An 18,998-nucleotide genomic window follows, 5' to 3' on the forward strand; every position below is an offset into this window, starting at 1 on the left:
GAAGGACTCAGCCCACGGGCAGCGGTGCGACCTTCGCCAGGAACGCCTGCGTCTCGGTCAGCGCCTGCTGCGCCTCGGGCCGGTCGAGGTGGAACTGGTACTCGTGCGGCAGGGCGGGGGTGTGATCCGCCGGCCAGAACAGCGTGGTCACATCGACGTCGAGCTGCCGCAGGCGTTGCGCCATCGGGATACCCTGCAGCCAGGTGAGGCCGTCGCCGTTGCCTCCGCTGATGTAGGTCGGCGGGAATCCGGATGCCGCGAAGTCGATCGTCGACATGGTCGCGCCCGCGCTCTCGACCGACCAGTCCTTGGTGCCGGTGTACGCCCACAGCGACGACGAGAACCCCCACCCGATCAGGCCGTTGAGGTCGTCCATCGACCGCAGGTCGTAGATGCCGCAGTTCAAGACGACCCCCACGAGCTGCGACGCCGAGAGCGCCGGTGCGACGTCGAGCAGGTCGGCGTACTCGCTGTCGGTGGTGAGCGCGGCCAGCTGGCTGGCGAGCTGCGCGCCCGCCGAGTCGCCGGCCAGCACGATCCGGTCCGGGTCGACCGAGAGGTCGTCGGCGTGCGCGTCGATGTAGGCCAGGGCGTCGTTGATCTGGCGCACGGCGGTGGGGTAGACCTGCTCGGGGCCGAGGCTGTAGTTCAGACCGATCGCGGTGTAGCCGGTGGAGGCGAGGATGCGCAGGTACGGGTCGACGTTGGCCGACGAACCCGAGACCCAGGCTCCGCCGTGGATCCAGATGACGGCCGGGCGCCTCTCGCCCTCGTCGGCCGTGGTGAAGAGGTCGAGGGTCGTGTCACTTCCGCCCGCGGCATCCTGCTGGCCGCCGTACGGCACGCCGAGCTCGGTGCGCAGCGGCGTGTCGGGAACGTGGCGCTGCATCTCGGCGACGGTGTCGGCGCCGTTCTTCTCGAAGACCGCGCGTACGATCATCGCCGACGGCCACGGGGTGAGGGAGAAGACCGCGGTGACCACGAGCGCGACCCCCACGATGATCGCGGCGGACACGGCGAGACGCCGTCGCTTGCGCCGCGGCGTCGGGTGCTCGGCATCCGGCTGTGGCTTCATTCGTGCTCCCCTCGCTCTCCCCGTGCTCAGTGTGGCAGCCGAGGCGGCGACGTCGCGCGCGCCGCGGCCCGCCGACCGCGGGAACGACGGATGCCGCCACCCTCGGGCGACGGCATCCGGTCGTTCGTCGGGGGTCAGGCCCCGCGCAGGCGCTCCGCGAGGTAGCCGTGCAGGGCATCGAGACCGATGCGCTCCTGGCCCATCGTGTCGCGATCGCGGACCGTCACGGCGTTGTCGTCGAGCGAGTCGAAATCGACGGTGACGCAGAACGGGGTGCCGATCTCGTCCTGGCGGCGGTAGCGGCGGCCGATGGCGCCGGCGTCGTCGAAGTCGATGTTCCACCCGGCGGCACGCAGGGTGTCGGCGACCTCGCGCGCCAGCGGCGACAGGCGCTCGTTGCGCGAGAGCGGCAGCACGGCCACCTTCACGGGCGCGAGGCGCGGGTCGAGCTTGAGCACCGTGCGGGTGTCGGTGCCGCCCTTGGCGTTGGGCACCTCTTCTTCGCGGTACGCGTCGACGAGGAACGCCATCATCGCGCGCGTCAGACCGAACGAGGGCTCGATGACGTACGGCGTGTACTTCTCGCCCGAGGCCTGGTCGAAGAACGTGAGCGACTGACCCGACGCCTCGGAGTGGCTCTTGAGGTCGTAGTCGGTGCGGTTGGCGACGCCCATCAGCTCGCCCCACTCCTTGCCCGGGAAGCCGAAGCGGTACTCGACGTCGATCGTGCCGGCGGAGTAGTGCGCGCGGTCGTCTTCGGGCACGTCGAAACGCTTCATGTTGTCGGCGTCGATGCCCAGCTCGATGAACCAGTTCCAGCACGCCTCGACCCAGTGCTCGAACCACTCGTTCGCCTCGGCGGGCGGGGTGAAGTACTCGATCTCCATCTGCTCGAACTCGCGCGTGCGGAAGATGAAGTTTCCGGGCGTGATCTCGTTGCGGAACGCCTTGCCGACCTGGCCGACACCGAACGGAGGCTTGCGACGGGATGCCGTGAGCACGTTCGAGAAATTGACGAAGATGCCCTGCGCGGTCTCGGGGCGCAGGAAGTGCAGGCCCGACTCGTCGTCGACGACGCCGAGGTAGGTCTTGACCAGACCCGAGAACGACTTGGGCTCGGTGTACTGGCCCTTGGTGCCGCAGTTGGGGCACGGCACGTCGGCGAGACCGTTCTCGGCCTTGCGGTTCTTGCGGGCCTCGAAGTCCTCGATGAGGTTGTCGGCGCGGAAGCGCTTGTGGCAACTGAGGCACTCGACCAACGGGTCGGTGAAGGTGGCGACGTGGCCCGAGGCCTCCCACACGCGCTTGGGCAGGATGATGCTCGAGTCCAGGCCCACCATGTCGCCGCGGCCGCGGACGAACGTCTGCCACCACTGGCGGCGGATGTTCTCTTTCAGCTCCGTACCGAGGGGGCCGTAATCCCATGCCGAACGCGAACCGCCGTAGATCTCACCGGCCTGGAACACGAACCCGCGATGGCGGGCGAGGGCGATGACCTTGTCGAGGCGGGACTGTTCGGCCACGGTGGCTCCAATGGTCGCAAAGATGTGGGGATCGTGCGCGAGTGCGCGGCATCCAGTTTATCGAAGCGGGCCGGTCTCGCCCGGCCCGTTCCCCGCCGCTCGGTCGCGTTCCCTCCGCCACCCCTGCAGGTAGGGCATCGCGACGTTCACGGAGTGGGCGGCGAGGGTCGCCCGGGCGGCCGCGGCGAGCGCCTCGGGCGGGGGCACGGAGCCGGCGGGTGTGTGCGCGATCGGATACGGGAAGCGGCCTCGGAACATGTCCATCCACAGCAGCACCAGGTCGCCGTCGTCCGGCAGCGTCGCGTACGTGCGCGACCCGCGCTCCTGGCGCTCGATCCGCCACCCCGGCCGACCGCGCGTCGCCGTGTAATCGGGATCGCCGCCCCACGACCAGCCGCCCCGGCTGCGAATGGGCGTGCCGTAGCCGGACCCGTCGAGGGCGAGCGCGAGCGCCTCGGGAGTCCAGGGCGCCGGGAAGAAGATCGACATGCTCACGCCGAGCGCCAGCGACGACAAGCGCGGGGCCTCGGTGGCCGCCCGCGGAACCTCGGCCTCGAGGGCGGCGGCGAGCGCGATGGTCGCTGCCGACGGGTCGCCCGCGTCGAGCAGCAGCACGAACGTCTGCAACGACCGCAGGTAGGTGCGGTGGGCCGCGGCCTCCGCGAACGGCGGGATCGGGATGCCGTCCACGGCCGACCGGCCCCACGGTACGTCGTCGCGATCGGTCTCGCCGAGGCCGTGACGTCCGCCGGCGTCGTGCCGGGTCCGTCTCACCGCGTGATCCGCTCGCGGCGCACGGTGAAGGCCTCCAGCGCCGCCGCGTCGATCTCGACACCGAGGCCCGGGCCGGTGGGCACGCGCACGTGCCCGTCTTCGAGCACCGCCGGCTCGGTGACGATGTCGCGTTCGTAGAAGCGGGCGGATGCCGAGATGTCTCCCGGCAGCGTGAACCCCGGGAGCGCGGCGAGGGCGGCGTTGGCGGCGCGTCCGATCCCGGTCTCGAGCATGCCGCCGCACCAGACCGGGATGCCGGCGGCTCGGGCGCGATCGTGGATCGCGACGGCCTCGAGGTACCCGCCGACACGTCCGGCCTTGATGTTGAGAATCGCCGCCGACCCCAACGCCAGCGCATCGGCGGCCGCCTTGTCGGACACGATCGATTCGTCGAGGCACACCGGGGTGGTCAGACGTTTCGCGAGGGTGGCGTGATCGACCATGTCGTCTTCCTGCAGGGGTTGCTCGATCAGCAGCAGGTCGAAGCGGTCCAGCTCGGCGAGGAGTTCGGCATCCTGGAGCGTGTAGGCCGAGTTGGCGTCGACCTGCAGCGGGATCGCGCCGAACGCCGCCCGCACGGCGGCGGTGTCGTCGACGTCGCGACCGGGCTTGATCTTGATCTTGATGCGCACGTACCCCTCATCGAGGTAGCCGCCGACGGCGTCGACGAGGGCGGCGGGATCGCGCTGGATGCCGACCGAGACCCCCGAGGGAACCCTGTCTTTCTCGGCGCCGAGGTACCGCGCGAAGCTGAGGCCCTCGGCGCGGAGGGCCGCGTCGATGACGGCGAGCTCGAGACCCGCCTTGGCCATGCGGTGCCCGATGACCCGGTCGAGGATGCCGCCGACCTCTTCGGGCGCGAGCGTGCGGCGCTGCAACAGGGCCGGGGCGAGGAAGCGGGTGAGCACGTCCCACGCGCCCTGCGTGTACTCGCTGGAGTACGACGGCTCCGACTGCGTGACGACCTCGCCCCACCCGCGTCCGTCGGGCGTCTCGGCCGTGACGATGATGACCTCCCGCACCGTCTCGGTGCCGAACGACGTCGTGAAGGGCGACACGAGGGGGATCTGCAGCACGCGGAGCTCCACGGCATCCAGGGTCACGGGCGAAGCGGAGCGGGTGAGGGGCATGGGGGCAGGGTAGCGGGGTCGGACCGCGACCGTAACGTCCGCGCCGGGCCGTGGCAAGGCCGCGGGCGACGGGAAGCCGCGCGCGTACCGTCGGGAAAATGAGCGACGACTTCACCCCCCGCCACGCGATCGTCACCGGATCCGACTCGGGCATCGGCGCGGCCACCGCCCTCGCCCTCGCCGACGCCGGTCTCGACGTCGCGATCACCTACCACTCCGACAAGGACGGCGCCGAGAAGGTCGCCGACGAAGTGCGTGCCCGCGGGTCGCGCGCGACCGTCGCGCAGTTCGATGCGACCGATTTCGACGCGGTCCCGGATGCCGTCAACGCCATGGCCGACGAGCTCGGCGGTCTCGACGTGTTCGTCAACAACGCCGGCGGCGGTATCGGCGGCTCGTTCCTCGACCTCGACTTCGACACCTGGCGCACCGACATCTCGCTCAACCTCGACGGCGCGTTCCTCGCCCTGCACACCGCGGCCCGGCGCATGGTGAAGGCCGGCAACGGCGGACGGCTCATCGTCGTGTCGAGCGTGCACGAGCACCAGCCGCGCGTCGGATCGGCACCGTACGTCGCCGCGAAGCACGGCGTCGGCGGTCTGATCAAGACGATGGCCCTCGAGCTCGGCCAGTACGGGATCACGGCGAACGCCGTCGCCCCTGGGGAGATCGCCACCCCCATCAACGACATGTCGGCGGAGGACGCCGATCGCATCCACCGCCCCGGCATCCCCCTCGGCCGCCCCGGCAAGCCCGAGGAGATCGCCGACGTCATCCGTTTCCTCGCGTCGCCGTCGGGCTCGTACGTGACGGGCGCGAGCTGGGTCGTCGACGGCGGGATGCTGCACATGGGCCCGCAGGCGGGCTCTCACATGGAGTCGGACGCCTGGCGTTCGGCCGGCGAGGAGTGAGAACGATGAGCGACGAGAAGAGCTTCGAAGAGAACCGCCACGACCAGCTCACGAGTGCCCCGAAGGCGACGGAGGAAGACGCCGCGCCCCGTTTCGACGTGAGTCACCACGATGGCGTCACCCGCATCGACGTGCGTGACGACGCGGCCGTGCGCCCGGGCCCGGGTCAGGGCGACCCGGCGGCCGAGGAAGACGTGCCGATCAGCGAGCAGTGACCGTGCGGGGGCGAGCCGATGCGACGCCCCCGCGCATCACCTCACGATCAGGTAGCCGCGGCGGTCGAAGCCGCCGATCCGGTGACCGGATGCCAGGTGCCCGCCGAGATCGTCGCGCATGCGCCGGCGCCACTCGGCGGCGGCCGGGGGGTCGCTCCGACGGAGGGCTTCGATGTCGGCGGGTACGGCCACGACGGCGAGGGTCTCGGCATCCGTCGGCCTCGGCCCGGGCGGCTCCGCGAGCGCCCATTTCACCATGAGCCGATCCGACTCGTCGCCGCGGTTCACGGCATCCGCCATCGCCCCGTAGTGGTCGACGAGGTACTCCGTCGCGCGAGCGCCGAGCACCGCGAGGTTGAAGTAGGCGTTGCGGGCGACCAGCGGGTCGAACGTCCAGGTGATGTGCCCCACGCCCCGTTCGAGCGCCCAGGCACGCTGATGCTCCTTCAGCTGACGGCCGAGACCGCGACCCTGGTGGCCGGGCAGGGATGTTCAGTTTTTCCCCGATCCCATACGGGACAAGGGGTCGCAGAAGCGGGCTTCCAACGTTTTCCACGTTAGGCCGCACCGTTTTCCACGACGTCCCGCAGATCACTGTGATTCCGCGGGTCTGAACTTGCCTGCACGCCCCCGCCGACCACCGGTCGACTGACACGCTTCCGCCTGCGCGATGCGCTCGCGCGCACCCCGGATCGGGGGCTTCCTGCTTCGCCCGGGTCTGCTCCAGCGAGCTGGAGTCTCACGTCCCGTCCACAGGCATTGACCGCGGGCCCCGCGGCAAGGATGTTCACGGCCGCGTTGTAGTCGCGGTCGAGGTTCGCTCGACAGGAGTCGCACTCCCACGTTCGGACGGCGAGGGCCTTCCGCCCGCCGTTCGTCCCACAGCTCGAGCAGATCTGCGATGACGGATAAAAGCGCTGTACTCGTGAGAGCGACACGCCTTTGCGCGTGCACGCCTCGTCGAGGTACGACACGAACTGTGACCAGCCCGCGTCGTTGACGCTCTTGCCGAGTGTCGTCTTCGCCATCCCCGCAACGTTGAGCGTCTCGATGACGACCGCTTGGTTTTCGCGGCTGAGTTTCGAGGCGAGTTGCCTGGCATGGTTCTGACGGAGGTTGGCTACGCGACGGTGAGCGCGGGCGCGGGCTCGCTTCGCTTCCGCGTAGTTGTTACTTCCTTGCTGCTTGCGAGCCAGTGCTTTATCCGCACGTCGGAGCTTGTCCTCTGCTGCGCGGAAGTATCTGGGGTTTGCGATCTTTTCGCGGGTCCCATCCGAGTAGGCGATGGCCGCGTAGTCGTTGAGGCCGACGTCCACCCCAGCCGTGCGGGGCTGACGGGTCGGTGTCTTCACCGGAGCCTTGGGCACGCGGACGATGAATGATGCCCAGAACGTCCCATCGGCATCCGCCGTGATGGTGACGGCAGACGGGTAGCCGGGAAGCTCGCGATGCCAGTTCACACGGATGTCCTGGTCGATGTTCGCCAGGTGCAGTCGCCCACCGCCTCCTCGCGAGTTCTGCCACCCTCCGCGGATGGTGAACGAGTTCTCCGGATAGCGCGCCGCCTGTCGAGCAGTGCGGCGCGACTTGAAGTGGGGGCGTCCAACGCGTCGGCCCGCGATGCGGCCGGCCGCTGAGTCGAAGAAGCGCGTGTAGGCGTCTGCCGCGTCGTGCACAGACGCGGATAGAACGGAATGGGCGACCTCGCTCAACCATGCCGTTGCCTCAGCCTTCCGAGCCCCCGTGACCAGCGTCTTCGTCGCTTCGAAACCCGAAGGGTGCTTCCCACCGTTCTCGAATAGGGTTCGCGCGAGCGCGATGTAGGAGTTGTAGACGAAGCGGCACGACCCGAACACACGACGCAGGGCCGCCTGCGCTGCTGGCTCCGGGTGGATGCGGTACCGGTAGCGCCGGATTGAGAACGGTCCCTCCGGTGAAGCGCGGCGACGTGCCACCAGCTCAGCACGCAGGGCAGTGCCGACTGCCGCGCAGTCGGGGCACTTGCACCCCCAGTACCGATGCCCGCGGGGCGTCCCGTGTTCGTCCGCGGGCATATCGGCGAGACTCGGTTTGACCCTCGTTCTCCGCTTCTGACCTGCTGGCGTGGAGCGCCAGGCCTTCTTGCACCGTCGGCAGCGACAGTTCCAGAAGGTGTACCCGCTTGCCTTCCCGTGCGCGTCGTTGGGCATGCCCGCGGCCAACCGCGCTTCGCGGCGTTCTGCGGCGGCAGCTGAGTTGGCGGCCCGGCACTCCGCGCACGCCGGACGGCAGTGGCGATACGCGCGGGTGGTGCCGTGGCTATAGCCCGCGGGGAGTGTGGGGGTCACCCCCGGCTCATGCGCGGTCCCGTTCGACATATGGACCATGTACGCGGCGGGAAGCAATTTCAGGAAATCGTAGGGGTGTCGCGACACTGCTATTCACGCGGTTAACTGCAGCCCGGCCTTTGCCGGTTGGCGTCGAGCGGTGGCCTCCGCAAGCGCTCCTGCACGCCAGACACCGCGCACGGCGGGATCTCCCCCGATGTCAGTATGGTTCCACACCTGGAGGTTCTCTGAGATGGTCGACCTGACGACGACAGAGCTGGCGTCCCGCCTCGGCGTCTCGCACCGTCACGCCATTTACCTGCATGCTAGCGGCACCATCGCTGGCAGGAAGTTGTCCTCCGGCGCCTGGCTCGCCAACTCCGACTCGGTGCTCCATTACGAGGCCGCCGCGCCGCGGGGAAGTGGCGGCCGTATGTCGTCCGCAACCGCGTGGGGCCTTCTATGGGAGCTCAGCGACCTGGACGCCACGTGGCTGTCCCCGTCGACCCTGTGGCGCGTGCACAAGCGGCTCCGCGCGTGGAGTGCGGAGGAGATTGCACGGGCGGTGTCCGGTCGAACCCGGCCGCATCGCTACCGGGCGGCCAACGCCGTGAACGCGAGCAAGGACCTCATCAGCACGGGGCGCGCCGCGGCGAGTTTGCTGGGGGTCGGTCTTATGGACGACACCCGGCACGTGTGCGGATACCTCCCCCGGGGCGTGGACGCAGACCGCTACGCGTCCGCGCACTTCATGGTGGCCGACCCCGCCGGCCCGGACATCCTCTACGACAACACCGCGCCCGCCGTCGTTGACGGCGTCATGCCCCTCGCGGTAATCGCCGCCGACCTCGCGGTCAGAGTGAGCACGCGGGAACGCAGCGCAGGCCACCGGGCCCTGGACGAACTGCGCCAACGGCGGCTTGCGGGTGATGGCCGGTACGCCGACACCGCGTCAGCTCGTCGCGTCCTTAGGTGCCGGGTTAAAGGCGGGGCGCGCGCCGGGAGGCTCTGGCGTTAACATCGGGTGGCGAGCCGAGCTGAGGAGGGACCGCGCATGGACAACCACATGGCCCCCTCCCCTGTTCGTCACGACCGCAAGTATTCCGTAAGTCTCGCGTTGCACGAGGCGGTAAAGAGCCGGTCGAAGGTTGACCCCGACCGCGTCCTGGGGCTGGGTATCGCTGGCGCGAAGAAGATGCTTGCCAACACTCGCGGAGATGCCCGCGGGATGCTCTACGAATGGTTGCGAGTGTTGAACGAGCGCGATCTCAGCACGGTAGAGACGCTACTGACGGAGGACAGCGAGCACGCCGCGGAGATGAGGAACATGGCGGTCTTCCTGGGCGTGTTGTCACAGGCTGAGCGCCGCAGCAGTTTGGATGCCGTCTACGAGCGCGCCGAGTACGAACGGTGAACCGGGAACAGCTTGATCCGCCGTGCGCGCGAACCCAGTCCCCTCTCGGCGGGCGTCCAGCGGCCTCTGTTGCTAACCGCGCTTAGCTAGTCCGTAAAGATCGACCACGGCTCAGCGACTTCACACCGTGGTGAAGCTGTTCGCGTGAAGTCGGCTCGTGACGTTAGCCAGTGGTGAGGTTGTCGTCATCTTCTTCCGCCAGACGAAGGAGCTCGCGGTCCTCAGCTTCGTGTCCAAGCGCGCCCATGGTCGTGGACGGGTCCTCGGGGAGCGTGAAGCGGTAGGCGGCGTTCCGAACACTTCCACCGGGCCTCCCCCTTGCAAGCTCGTCTCTCACCACGGCCTGGAACTGAGAGTCTATTTTCGGCATGGCTCCGAGGAAGGCCGCGATTTTTTCCGGAGACGCAGGTGGCACCGTCCGCTCTACATCTAGCTGCGCTTTGCCCTCGATATGTTCGCCGAGCCGCAACTGCCATCCGATCTGATTCACATAAGAGAGCACCTGTCTGACTGTCTCCGCGTCAGTTTCCCTCGAAGGCGGAAGCGCTTCCCCGTTCTCGTCGACGTCAACGTAGAAGCCCTGCTGCTTCGCGTCGTCATGCGCCCGGATCCATTCCTCGATGGCGCCGAGTGCGGCAGCGTTCTCCTCAGGATCGGACGACTCCGTCCCGAACCAGTACTCCTCGTCTCTCAGAAAACGATGAACCGCGGCAAGCTTCCTCGTGTGGGAGTTCCACAGTTCGCGCAAGGACGCATCGACAAAGGCTTCGCCCTCTCTGGCTCGAACGATAGTGACACGGCGTTCGTGAAGAGCAATTGCCTTTCCCGACTCCTCCATTCCCAGCGTGGCCAATGCGCGTGCGAGTCCGACTTGACCCACCTCGAGGACCGCGACCGCGGATTGCAGCAGGCGCTCGGCGTTTGCGAGAAGTTCGTCTGTCAGGCGGACAACTTGGGGCGCGGACAGCTCGGGGAGTCTTCGACGGGCCATGCATACGAGTATCCGCTCGAGAGGACTCATCTGCGCCTGCCCGGAATTGAACGGGCCTTTGAAAAGCTGGCTCCCGAATGACAGAAAAGAATCTGATTGTGGCTTGGTTCTTCCACGACCTCGACCAAGATCTCCGTGCCCTCATGGTGGAGGTCCACCCAAACGGGCCCCCCACTGAGTCACGGACGTTCCTATGAGAAATGCTTGCCCACGTCCTGAACGCTCGGATGACAAGCGTCGCGTCGCCGATGTCCCCATCCGCTGTGCCCCGTATCGAACCCAGAAGACCGCTCTTCGGGAAGCCGAAGTCTGACCCCGGTCATCCGCTCGAGATAGCGATGGGGCCTTGGGCTACGAAGGTGCCCCCCTACGCACGTCACGAACGCCATGCCGCGGCGTCGTGACCCGCCTCGCGGAGCACGCTGGCCAGGTCGCCTTCCCAGAGCCGGTCCATTTCAGTTTCGCCCGTGTCGTCGGCGGTGTTGAGCCACTGCGCCCATGTCCACGGGTCGTCGATACCGGTACGGAGCACGTCGAGCACCCGCCAGAGGTCGGGGTGCACGTGGCCCGCTCGCACCTGGAAGGCGGGGAACAGATCGTGACCGTCAGACGTCCGCAGATGCAGCACCTGACCCTCCACTACCGCGTCCGAGACAGCGCTCTTCGAGGCCGCGAGGACCCTGCCGAAGCTCTCGGTGTTGTAGCACGGACCGATGATGTCGGCCCACGGGCTCAGCTCACCTCCGGCGCGCTCTCGCCGTGATCGGTCGGTTCTCCCTTGAGCTCTCACCTTTTGCCCCCCATGGGACTCGATGCGGTGCCGCGGACGTCCTCCAGCGCTCATGTCCACCACCACTTCTCGAGGGATTTCAAGACCGGCTCGAGCGGACGCCCCCGAGCTAGCCACCGCGCCGGCGAGAGACCGTCGAGCTCTGCGTCGACGTTCTCCATGATCGCTTGCAGCGTCCGGGCATCCAGGTCATCCGCAGCGTTGATCACCGCCGGGAGGCCGGGGAGGAGGTGCCCGTCGTCTGCTACCTGCCACCTCGGATAGACCACCCGTCCGTCATGATCAGCTCCGGCCAGGCGACCTTGCTCGAACATCTCGCGGACCCGGCGGACGCTGACGTGCAACAGCTCGGCCGCGTCGCGCTCTGTCAGATGAGCTGAGGCGGCACGTCTGGCTTCCACCCCGCGACGCGCGACACCGGCCTCGTTTCCGATCTCGACTCCAACACGGAACCAGGCGTGCGGGATGTCGGCGCTCGACAGAGCGGCTTTCTCCGCCGCGCTCAGCGGATGCCAATGCAGGTCGCAGCGCACTGTTCGTGACCTTGTCCGCGATCTGCCCAGACCGCCGCACGTTTCGCACACCTGTCGGACAGCACCCTGCGCTTGCGCGATGCGCCCGGCAAAATCCACTCCGCCGACGGCGGTGAAGGTTAGGTAGAGCAGTTCGTTGTCGACTCGCGCGGCACGCCGCAGTTCGTACCCCGAGTCGATAGCCAAGAGGTCCTCATGCAATTGGTGCAGGACGAACCACCATCCGCGGGGCGCTTCGACCCGTTGCCACCAGCCGGACGGGATCTGCGAGACCAGCGGCACCAGCAGCGCCGGAGACGGGACCGTCGCCACCCCCGCCGTGCCGGGGCCATCGTCCACGTCGGTCACGACCATTCCCCGTGAGCCGACCTTCGTACGGACACCATGTACATATGGACTGTCTACGCCCAGGCCACCTCATGCGCAAGGTTCGGGAGCAGTTGGCGGAGCCTCGTGATTCCGCGGGCAGTTCGTCTCAGTCCTGGGTACTCATGAGGGTGGCGGAGGCGATCTCCTCCATCCAGGCTGAGACGGCGTCGGCGCGATAACGCTCGCGCTCGTCGGGCAGGGGACCGACGCCGGAGTCGTTCCAGGCGCGAAGGGTCGCTGCCCGGATGCCGAGGCGGCGCGCAACAGCGCGGGCATCCATGCTCTCAGGGTTCGTCATAGCACCGACCGTATGACCCGTCTTCGGACGCGCGACGCTGTTGACGGGAATCTCACCACGCGGTTCACCCGCCTTCACCCGCTCGCTCGGGGCGGCACCCAGGCGGGACCGATGCCGTTGGTACCGTGCGCGCGGTTGCCCATCTCGCCCGGCCCAGGGGCGTTGCTCGACAGCGTGCGCGATGCCGCCGATAGTGGGCCAGGTGGCGCCGGGGATGGTACTGACCGACCTCTGGGGCTTCACGGACGTCGACCCCCGGGTGCAGGAACGCCTCGGCGCGCACACCGGGATCCTGCCCGAGGACGTCGCGGACGCAGTGCACTTCATGCTTACCCGACCCCGCCACGTCAACTTCCGAGACCTGGCCATCCTCCCCGCCGCACAGGACATCTGACTCTGATTCCGGGTACGCACAGCGGACGACTACTCCCCCTCCCCCGGAAGCACGTCCGGAGTGGCTTGGCCAGCTGACGAGTGCGAACGCTGAGCTCAGGACCATCGACTGCATTGCACAGCCTTCGACGGCTTACGCGGACCGTGCCGACGGCACACCCTGCAATAGCGATTGACCGACACGCGGCCCCATGCAGGCACCATCCGGATGTCGGCGAGGAGATCCGGCCGAGGTCGGCGAAGTCGTGGAGACACTGGGCGAGACGGTCAGGCCGCTGGCACGTGCCATGCCCGGCGTACGCACACGTCGGGGGTGGTCCTCGTAGACGTCGAGAACCGCCTCTTCGCCTAAGCCCGCTATCGACGGGTCCCGATGGTACCCGACGGATCGCGGCACGGAGCGAGCGCCGTAGGCCATCTTGCAGGCCGTCGTTCGAGATGCCGGGGGATCGCGGAGGCCATCTCCTCCGCCCAGGCTGCGTCAGCGTCGGCGGTATGGCGCTCATCCTCATCGGGCAGTGGCCGACAACGGAACCATTCCACCCGAGCGGGGCGGGGGGAGGACTCGAACGGGCCTCCCGGCGGTGGGGCGATCCTTTCGACAGACCGCGCATAGGTGTCGTATGGACCGACGGAACCCCTCAGAGCCCGAGACACCCGGCCGCGACATTGCGAGCCCCACGACGCCGGAAGCGTTCGAGCACGCGGTGAGCAGGTTGCGCGTCGAGCACGCCATCAGCTTGGAATGGCACCCGGGGTCAACCCGATGGTCTTGCGCGTGCGGAGCTGGTTCGTCCGGGACCGGCGCCTACCGGACCGAGGCGCAGACCCGCGCCGCATCCCAACGTCATCTGCGAGCCGAGATGAGCAAGATCCTCGAGTCGATGTGAGTCAGCCGGCACGCTGCAGACCGGGCTGCCCGATCTCCTGTACGACGGCTTCCTCCGATGCGAGGAGGGCAGGGATCACCTGCGTCGCGACCTCGCGGGTGAGAGCCGGCGGAACCGCGTTACCGATCATCGTGGCGAGTTCGCCGCGCTTGCTCACGCCGGAGAAGTCGAAATAGTCGGGGAAACCCTGGATACGCGCCGCCTCATGGGCGGTGAGCGCGCGTAACCGACTGGGGTGCATGTATCGGCCCTGCCCGATGCTCCCGAACCCGCTGGTGATGGTCTGTGCAGGCTCGTCCCACCTCAGCCTGCCGTACATCGACTTGTAGCTGTGCACATCCCGATGGCATTCGGGGCGTTCCGAGTTGGGGAGGTCGTACAGATCGTTGTCGAGCAGGTAGCGCATCCGTGCCAGGTTGACCTCGTTCGCCTGCGGGATGCGGTCGTACCCGTCGCGTTCACCGAGGTCCAGGAGGTCCCCGATTGCCCACCGGAGGTCGTGCTCGTCGGAGGGACGGTGGCTGGTGAGCCAGCCGAGGACGTCGGAGGGGATGACCTCCTCCACTCGGGAGGCGATGAGGACGTGGCGGCGTCTGCTCTGAGCGACGCCGAGGGCGTGCAGACCCACCACGCTCGACGCGACGACGTAGCCGAGCGTCTCGAGATGGTCCACAGTCGTCTGCACCACATCGGCGGTGTCGTATCTGACCGACGGGACATTCTCGATCAGCACGACCGACGGTTCCAATACGGCCGCGGCGCGCGCCATCCGCGCGTACAGCTCGTTCTTCGGGTCCGAGCGGCGGGTCCTGTTGTTCAGGTTGCTGTGCCCCTGGCACGGCGGACCGCCGAGCAGCAGATGCACCTTCCCGACGCGGTCGCGCTCCTGCTTCTCCCTCGCGGTGGGTTCGGCGCCGAGGTCGCCGCCGAAGATGTCCTCGACCGATCCGTGCACCACGTGCGCTTCCGGGAAGTTGGCCGCGTACACATCCGCGGCCGCCTTCTCGAAATCCAGCGCAAGACGCACATCCAAAGCGACGTCGGCAGCCCGCGCGGCTTGTGCCACCCCGAGGGTGAGACCTCCGCATCCGGAGAAGAGGTCCACCACACGGATCTGACGCTGCCCTGAAGCGAAACGGGGTCGCGTTTTACGACGCAGCGACGACGCCGACGTCACGGTTCGGAGTGTAGAGGGCACCCCTCCGAGAGTACGCCGGAATGATCCGGAACTCGAGCCCGCTCATGTGCGGGCCGTCGCATCCGCCCGGAGGTGGCCCAGCAGCGTGCGCAGCTCAGCCGGCGTGAACAGCTCGACCGCCGGCCCGGAGTCCACACCCGCCAGGCGCGCCAGCGTCGGGTCGGCCAGCATCGCGTCCATCGCCGTGATCTTCGCCCGCAGCGCGGTATCGACCTGCTCGTCGATGGTACCTACCGCGGAGAGCACCGTCACCGTCGCGCGCGTTCCTTCGGGCATGCCCACGCGGTGCGTGCGGTCCATCGCCTGCAAGAACAAGCCGGCGTTGTACGTGCGGTCCACGTGCACCTGCGCCTGAGCCGTCTTGTGCAGGCTCACACCTTCGCCGAGGGTCTGCGGCGTGGCGATGAGGACGGTGCAGTCGGCGTCGCCACGGAAGCGGTGCAGCTCGCGCCGCCGGTCGGTCACGGCAGCATCGTCGAGTTGCGGCACCGCCCCCGTGATGACCGCGGTGCCGTAAGGCGCGAGCAGCCGTTCGAGCTCTCGGATGTTACCGAGGAAGTTGGACCACACCACCACCTTGGTTCCCGCGTCTGCATGCTCCGCCACGAGGCGCGCCGCGGCGAGCAGCTTCGCGGGGCGGGCCGATGCGGCTAGATCTCCGAGCACGGAGGCGAGGTCATCGGTCAGGGGCAGCTCCTCCGGCCACGCCAGCCCGTCGCCATCCTCGTCCGAGATGAGGAGCGGGTTGGAAGCACAGGCGATGAGCCGGGAGACGGCACGGACGGCGAGACCCGGATAGCGTTCCAGCAGCGCGGGATCCGCCAGCAGACCATCGGCCACCGTGCGGTAGACACGGAGATGCGAGTCATCCAGGCGGACAGGCTGGATGATGAGCTCCGCCTCACCGAGGTGGAGTTCGTCTTTGGTGATACGCACCCAGCTGCGGGAAGCACCGGGGGTGTGGGGGTGCGCCAGCCGCGCACCCTGACCCGGCCACGCGAGGTCGAGGACGGCGGCGAGGTCATCCGGGCCGTTCGGCATCGGCGTCCCGGTCAGCACGAGACGCACCGTCGCCAGAGTGGCCAGATCGAGTGCTCCCGCGCCGTGGAGCCCGGTGACGCCTCGTTTCGCGCGGTGGGCCTCATCGAAGACCACCAGCAGCCGACGTCCGTGCGCCCACCCGTCGATGAGGGCGCGCAGCGCCCCCTTGGCGACCCGCTCGTAGTTGAACACGAGCACGTCCGAGCGCCGACGAGGAGCCGCCGGCACGATCTCCACCACCGGTTCCTCACCGTCGGCGAAACAGTCCGTCGACTCCCCGGCCCACGCCTCGTACGCGCTCTGCGGCGCGACCACCAACATCCGGTCGACGACCCCTGCCGCGCGCAGCAACGCGAATACCGCATAGGTCATGGTCGTCTTCCCACTGCCCGGCACCGAGAAGTTCCCGCCGCCTCGAGCGGCAACAAGATGCGCGACGGCCTCCTGCTGAGCGGGTAGCAGCTTGCGAGCGAAACCGCCGGCGAGCAGCATCCCCTCGATGTCGTCCAGGACGGGGAGGTTCCCTTCCAGGACCGCGTCGACGGCGTTCTGGATACCCACCGAGCGCTGCACCGCATCATCTGCCCCGGTGTCCCACACCCACTCGAAGCGACCAGCCGGCCATGGTCGGGAGAGGATCTCCCGCAAGTCTGCAGCACGGTCGGCTGCGACGCTGAGATTCAGGTCCCCGACCCGCTCGGCGCCCGCCTGATCCCGCAATTCCTGCTCCAGCGCGAGCCGCGCCGGCCGGGACATGGAGGTGGGGAGCGTGACGCGCATGTCCGCCCCGTGGCGCACGACCTCGCCCGCGTCAGCAGGCGAGGTCGTGCGGATGCCGGCGGTCACCGTGCCATCCGGTTCGCGGCGCGGGAGTACGCCTTGCCGACCTGGAAGAAGTCGACGAGCGACTGGAGCATGGGGAGCACGTCCTCCACGACCTTCTCGTCCACTCCCTGCGTCTCGTAGACGGCTTCGCCCCACAGGTCGTCGGGCCGCTCCTCCCCTTCGGCGGGTTCAGGAAAACCCATCACCGCGCCGGGGAGGATGCTCCGGAGCCGGTCCGCCTCCATGGACTGCTCGGCGAGGGCGTCGCCGAGCACCTTGCACAGCCGCGCGAACTCCGTCTGGACGTTCACCGGCTCGCCGGGAACCTCCCCCTCCTTCGGCCCCAGCCACAGTTCACGGAGGTACAGGTCGGTCAGGGGCTCGTCGTCCACTCGGTCGAGGGGGATCGAGTACTGATCGGAGGCGATGAGGGAGATGACCGCATCGCCGAGCTGGGTCAGCCCCCGCTCGGAATGCGCCATCGCACGCAGCAGCATGCTCGGGTCGGAGGCGCTGACCGACGCGCTCTTACCGCCGGCGCCGCGACCGGTGCGGGTGACGGCTTCGCCCCCGGCGAGCAGACCCGGGTGCGTCATCAGGGCCACCCCGCCCAGGGCTGCCAGGGCGCGTTGAGCGGGTCCCGCGAGGTCCCGGTTGTCGGATGCTTCCGCGGCGGCACGTTCCGTCTTCGCCTCCTCGATGAGTTTGGCGATGGGTGTGCCCAGCTTTACCGTCCACGAGACGCCCCCGGGGTGCTCGGTCGTCTTCCAGAAGAAGGCGTGGCGGAACGTGGCGCTCAGCGCAGCCTGCACGCTGCCTTCGTAGCCGGAGCCGTCCAGGGCCAGCGCTGCGATGGCCTGGGCGGCGGCGACGTCCGCGCGCTCGTTCGGGTAGACACGGGCGCTGTTGAGGCGCAGGTGGGTGTTGACGATCTTCTGCGCGTCCGGTGCGTCGTCGTCGGCGGGCATCGCCCCCTGGGCGGTGAAGACGCCCAGGAGCTTGACGGCCATCGCCAGTCGGTTGCCCGGCAGCCCGTCTTCGGTGGCCATCGCGCCCGACCAGGCCACGGGGCGCTCGCCCAGCCACGCCGAGCGTTCCACCGCCGTGATCCGGGACTTCGAGAGCATCTCGTCGATGGCCCCGATGGCGATCAGCCCGAAGACATCCGGGTTCTTCCATTGCTCCTTGCTCTTGCCGGGCATGTGGTAGCTGCGGATGAGCTCCTGGATGGTGCCGGAGACCGGGTGCTCCAGCTCGGCCGTGACGACGGGATCTGGCTGCACGGCGATGATCATGTTCACCTCCATCGTGCGCAGCAGCTGGAATGCGACCGCAGCCGGCGAGGTGACCGCGGTGGTCTCCAGCCAGGTGGCGACATCGCTGCCGGGGACGTACCCCCGCGCGCCCGACGCCCCGAAGGTCAGAGCGTCGGGAAGCGCGACGAGATCCTCCGGCGTCATGTCGCGGAGGTTGGGCTCATCCGCGGCGAACCAGCGTTCGGTGGCGATGTTGGACACCGACCGGTTGGTGATGGCATCCATGCCGCAGAGCGCTGAGAACAGGCGTTGTGCGCCCTCGGCGGCCTGGGCTACCCATGCGGACCCACCATCCGAGGTGAGCTGGGTCATCACGACATCGGGGGGATCGAGCACACCGAACTGCACGATGCTGTGGATGCGGGCTTTCTTGTCCGCTTCGGCGGTGGCGTAGGAGGACAGCCCCAGCAGCCGGCGTTGAGCGGACACGATCTCCACGACGGACTCGGCATCGCCGACGCGCATCAGCGGCAGCGCGACCGTCGGGTGATCTTCCGCCGTGGTCACGAGCCGTGTCGTCCCGCCGCGGAGCTCCGCGCCCATGCGGCGCAGCGCTCGCCCGTTCAGCAGCCACGGGAACAGCAGCGGCGTGTTCACCACGAGGCGGACCTGACGGAGCGTGCCGCTCTCCGTGCGCTTGCTCTGCACGACGGTCAGCGCCGCCATGTTCTTGTCGTCGTCTGCGTTGAGGGCCTCCACCTGGCGGATGAGGCCGAGGTCCACGTCGGCCTCGTCGATGCGGTGTTCTCGGGCGAAGACCTCGCGGAACTTCACGCCGAATCGCGTGAGAGCCGCCCCGTCCGCTTCTTTCGGCTGCCGCGCCTGGGGCTTGAAGAGCTGGGTGGTCAGCTTGCGCCCGTCCAGGCGGGACGGAGGCGGAGAAGTCTCCGGATCCGTCAGCGGTGCGATGGTAGCCGCACTCGACTTGGGGATGTTCTTGCTGGTGGTACGTGCCACGGTCGGACCTCCGGTCCATCTATGGCCCGTGCTGGTCGACACGTCAGAA

At 68.4% G+C, this 18,998-nt stretch carries 18 protein-coding genes; 5 read left to right on the top strand and 13 right to left on the bottom strand.

Annotated elements, in window-relative coordinates; all coding sequences use genetic code 11:
- Positions 1-7: 7 nt before the first annotated feature.
- The 4 genes from ACXKZF_RS15080 to menC all read right to left on the bottom strand — a co-directional run bounded on the left by ACXKZF_RS15080 (position 8) and on the right by menC (position 4,502).
- Positions 8-1,075, bottom strand: coding sequence for an alpha/beta hydrolase (locus ACXKZF_RS15080; protein WP_488984748.1), 1,068 nt, complete (start codon positions 1,073-1,075; stop codon positions 8-10).
- A 134-nt stretch (positions 1,076-1,209) separates the two neighbouring features.
- A complete protein-coding gene (locus tag ACXKZF_RS15085) occupies positions 1,210-2,598 on the bottom strand; it encodes a glycine--tRNA ligase (protein ID WP_055951875.1) in 1,389 nt (462 codons plus the stop codon).
- Between the two features lie 57 nt (positions 2,599-2,655).
- Positions 2,656-3,372, bottom strand: a complete 717-nt coding sequence (locus tag ACXKZF_RS15090) for a hypothetical protein (protein ID WP_488984749.1) — start codon at positions 3,370-3,372, stop codon at positions 2,656-2,658.
- On the bottom strand, positions 3,369-4,502 hold the full coding sequence (gene menC, locus ACXKZF_RS15095) for an o-succinylbenzoate synthase (protein ID WP_488984750.1): 1,134 nt from the start codon (positions 4,500-4,502) through the stop codon (positions 3,369-3,371). Before menC ends, ACXKZF_RS15090 begins: the two co-directional genes overlap by 4 nt.
- A 98-nt stretch (positions 4,503-4,600) precedes the next feature.
- Between menC and ACXKZF_RS15100 the strand changes: the two genes are divergently transcribed.
- Together ACXKZF_RS15100 and ACXKZF_RS15105 are read left to right on the top strand one after the other, a co-directional pair.
- The gene (locus ACXKZF_RS15100) at positions 4,601-5,413 is read left to right on the top strand and encodes an SDR family oxidoreductase (RefSeq protein ID WP_055951885.1); all 813 of its coding nucleotides are present in this window, start codon (positions 4,601-4,603) and stop codon (positions 5,411-5,413) included.
- Between the two features lie 5 nt (positions 5,414-5,418).
- Complete coding sequence (locus tag ACXKZF_RS15105; RefSeq protein WP_488984751.1) at positions 5,419-5,628, top strand: multidrug transporter; 210 nt, start codon at positions 5,419-5,421, stop codon at positions 5,626-5,628.
- Positions 5,629-5,664: 36 nt separating this feature from the next.
- On the opposite strand, the gene ACXKZF_RS15110 is transcribed toward ACXKZF_RS15105, so the two are convergent.
- Positions 5,665-6,039 carry a hypothetical protein gene (locus ACXKZF_RS15110; RefSeq protein ID WP_488984752.1) on the bottom strand — a complete coding sequence of 125 codons (375 nt, stop codon included), beginning with the start codon at positions 6,037-6,039 and terminating at the stop codon, positions 5,665-5,667.
- A 146-nt stretch (positions 6,040-6,185) separates the two neighbouring features.
- On the bottom strand, positions 6,186-7,583 hold the full coding sequence (locus tag ACXKZF_RS15115; RefSeq protein ID WP_488984753.1) for an RNA-guided endonuclease InsQ/TnpB family protein: 1,398 nt from the start codon (positions 7,581-7,583) through the stop codon (positions 6,186-6,188).
- A 604-nt stretch (positions 7,584-8,187) separates the two neighbouring features.
- Between ACXKZF_RS15115 and ACXKZF_RS15120 the strand changes: the two genes are divergently transcribed.
- Both ACXKZF_RS15120 and ACXKZF_RS15125 read left to right on the top strand, forming a co-directional pair.
- A complete protein-coding gene (locus ACXKZF_RS15120) occupies positions 8,188-8,952 on the top strand; it encodes a hypothetical protein (protein ID WP_488984754.1) in 765 nt (254 codons plus the stop codon).
- A gap of 36 nt (positions 8,953-8,988) precedes the next feature.
- Positions 8,989-9,348: a hypothetical protein gene (locus tag ACXKZF_RS15125; RefSeq protein WP_488984755.1), complete on the top strand. Its 360-nt coding sequence runs from the start codon at positions 8,989-8,991 to the stop codon at positions 9,346-9,348.
- A 163-nt stretch (positions 9,349-9,511) separates the two neighbouring features.
- On the opposite strand, the gene ACXKZF_RS15130 is transcribed toward ACXKZF_RS15125, so the two are convergent.
- The 4 genes from ACXKZF_RS15130 to ACXKZF_RS15145 form a co-directional block, all read right to left on the bottom strand.
- Complete coding sequence (locus ACXKZF_RS15130) at positions 9,512-10,339, bottom strand: AbiV family abortive infection protein (RefSeq protein ID WP_488984756.1); 828 nt, start codon at positions 10,337-10,339, stop codon at positions 9,512-9,514.
- A 376-nt stretch (positions 10,340-10,715) separates the two neighbouring features.
- On the bottom strand, positions 10,716-10,967 hold the full coding sequence (locus tag ACXKZF_RS15135) for a hypothetical protein (protein WP_488984757.1): 252 nt from the start codon (positions 10,965-10,967) through the stop codon (positions 10,716-10,718).
- 212 nt (positions 10,968-11,179) lie between these two features.
- Positions 11,180-12,010, bottom strand: a complete 831-nt coding sequence (locus ACXKZF_RS15140) for a helix-turn-helix domain-containing protein (protein WP_488984758.1) — start codon at positions 12,008-12,010, stop codon at positions 11,180-11,182.
- Positions 12,011-12,137: 127 nt separating this feature from the next.
- Positions 12,138-12,329 carry a hypothetical protein gene (locus tag ACXKZF_RS15145; protein ID WP_488984759.1) on the bottom strand — a complete coding sequence of 64 codons (192 nt, stop codon included), beginning with the start codon at positions 12,327-12,329 and terminating at the stop codon, positions 12,138-12,140.
- A gap of 214 nt (positions 12,330-12,543) precedes the next feature.
- Here ACXKZF_RS15145 and ACXKZF_RS15150 point away from each other — a divergent pair, with 214 nt between their 5' ends.
- Positions 12,544-12,723 carry a hypothetical protein gene (locus ACXKZF_RS15150; protein ID WP_488984760.1) on the top strand — a complete coding sequence of 60 codons (180 nt, stop codon included), beginning with the start codon at positions 12,544-12,546 and terminating at the stop codon, positions 12,721-12,723.
- 890 nt (positions 12,724-13,613) lie between these two features.
- Here ACXKZF_RS15150 and ACXKZF_RS15155 read toward each other — a convergent pair.
- The 3 genes from ACXKZF_RS15155 to ACXKZF_RS15165 all read right to left on the bottom strand — a co-directional run bounded on the left by ACXKZF_RS15155 (position 13,614) and on the right by ACXKZF_RS15165 (position 18,949).
- On the bottom strand, positions 13,614-14,789 hold the full coding sequence (locus ACXKZF_RS15155; RefSeq protein WP_488984761.1) for a DNA cytosine methyltransferase: 1,176 nt from the start codon (positions 14,787-14,789) through the stop codon (positions 13,614-13,616).
- A 63-nt stretch (positions 14,790-14,852) separates the two neighbouring features.
- Positions 14,853-16,697: a DEAD/DEAH box helicase family protein gene (locus tag ACXKZF_RS15160; protein ID WP_488984762.1), complete on the bottom strand. Its 1,845-nt coding sequence runs from the start codon at positions 16,695-16,697 to the stop codon at positions 14,853-14,855.
- Positions 16,694-18,949 carry a hypothetical protein gene (locus ACXKZF_RS15165; RefSeq protein ID WP_488984763.1) on the bottom strand — a complete coding sequence of 752 codons (2,256 nt, stop codon included), beginning with the start codon at positions 18,947-18,949 and terminating at the stop codon, positions 16,694-16,696. Before ACXKZF_RS15165 ends, ACXKZF_RS15160 begins: the two co-directional genes overlap by 4 nt.
- Positions 18,950-18,998 lie beyond the last annotated feature (49 nt).

Source organism: Microbacterium sp. ABR10 (genome assembly GCF_057812175.1).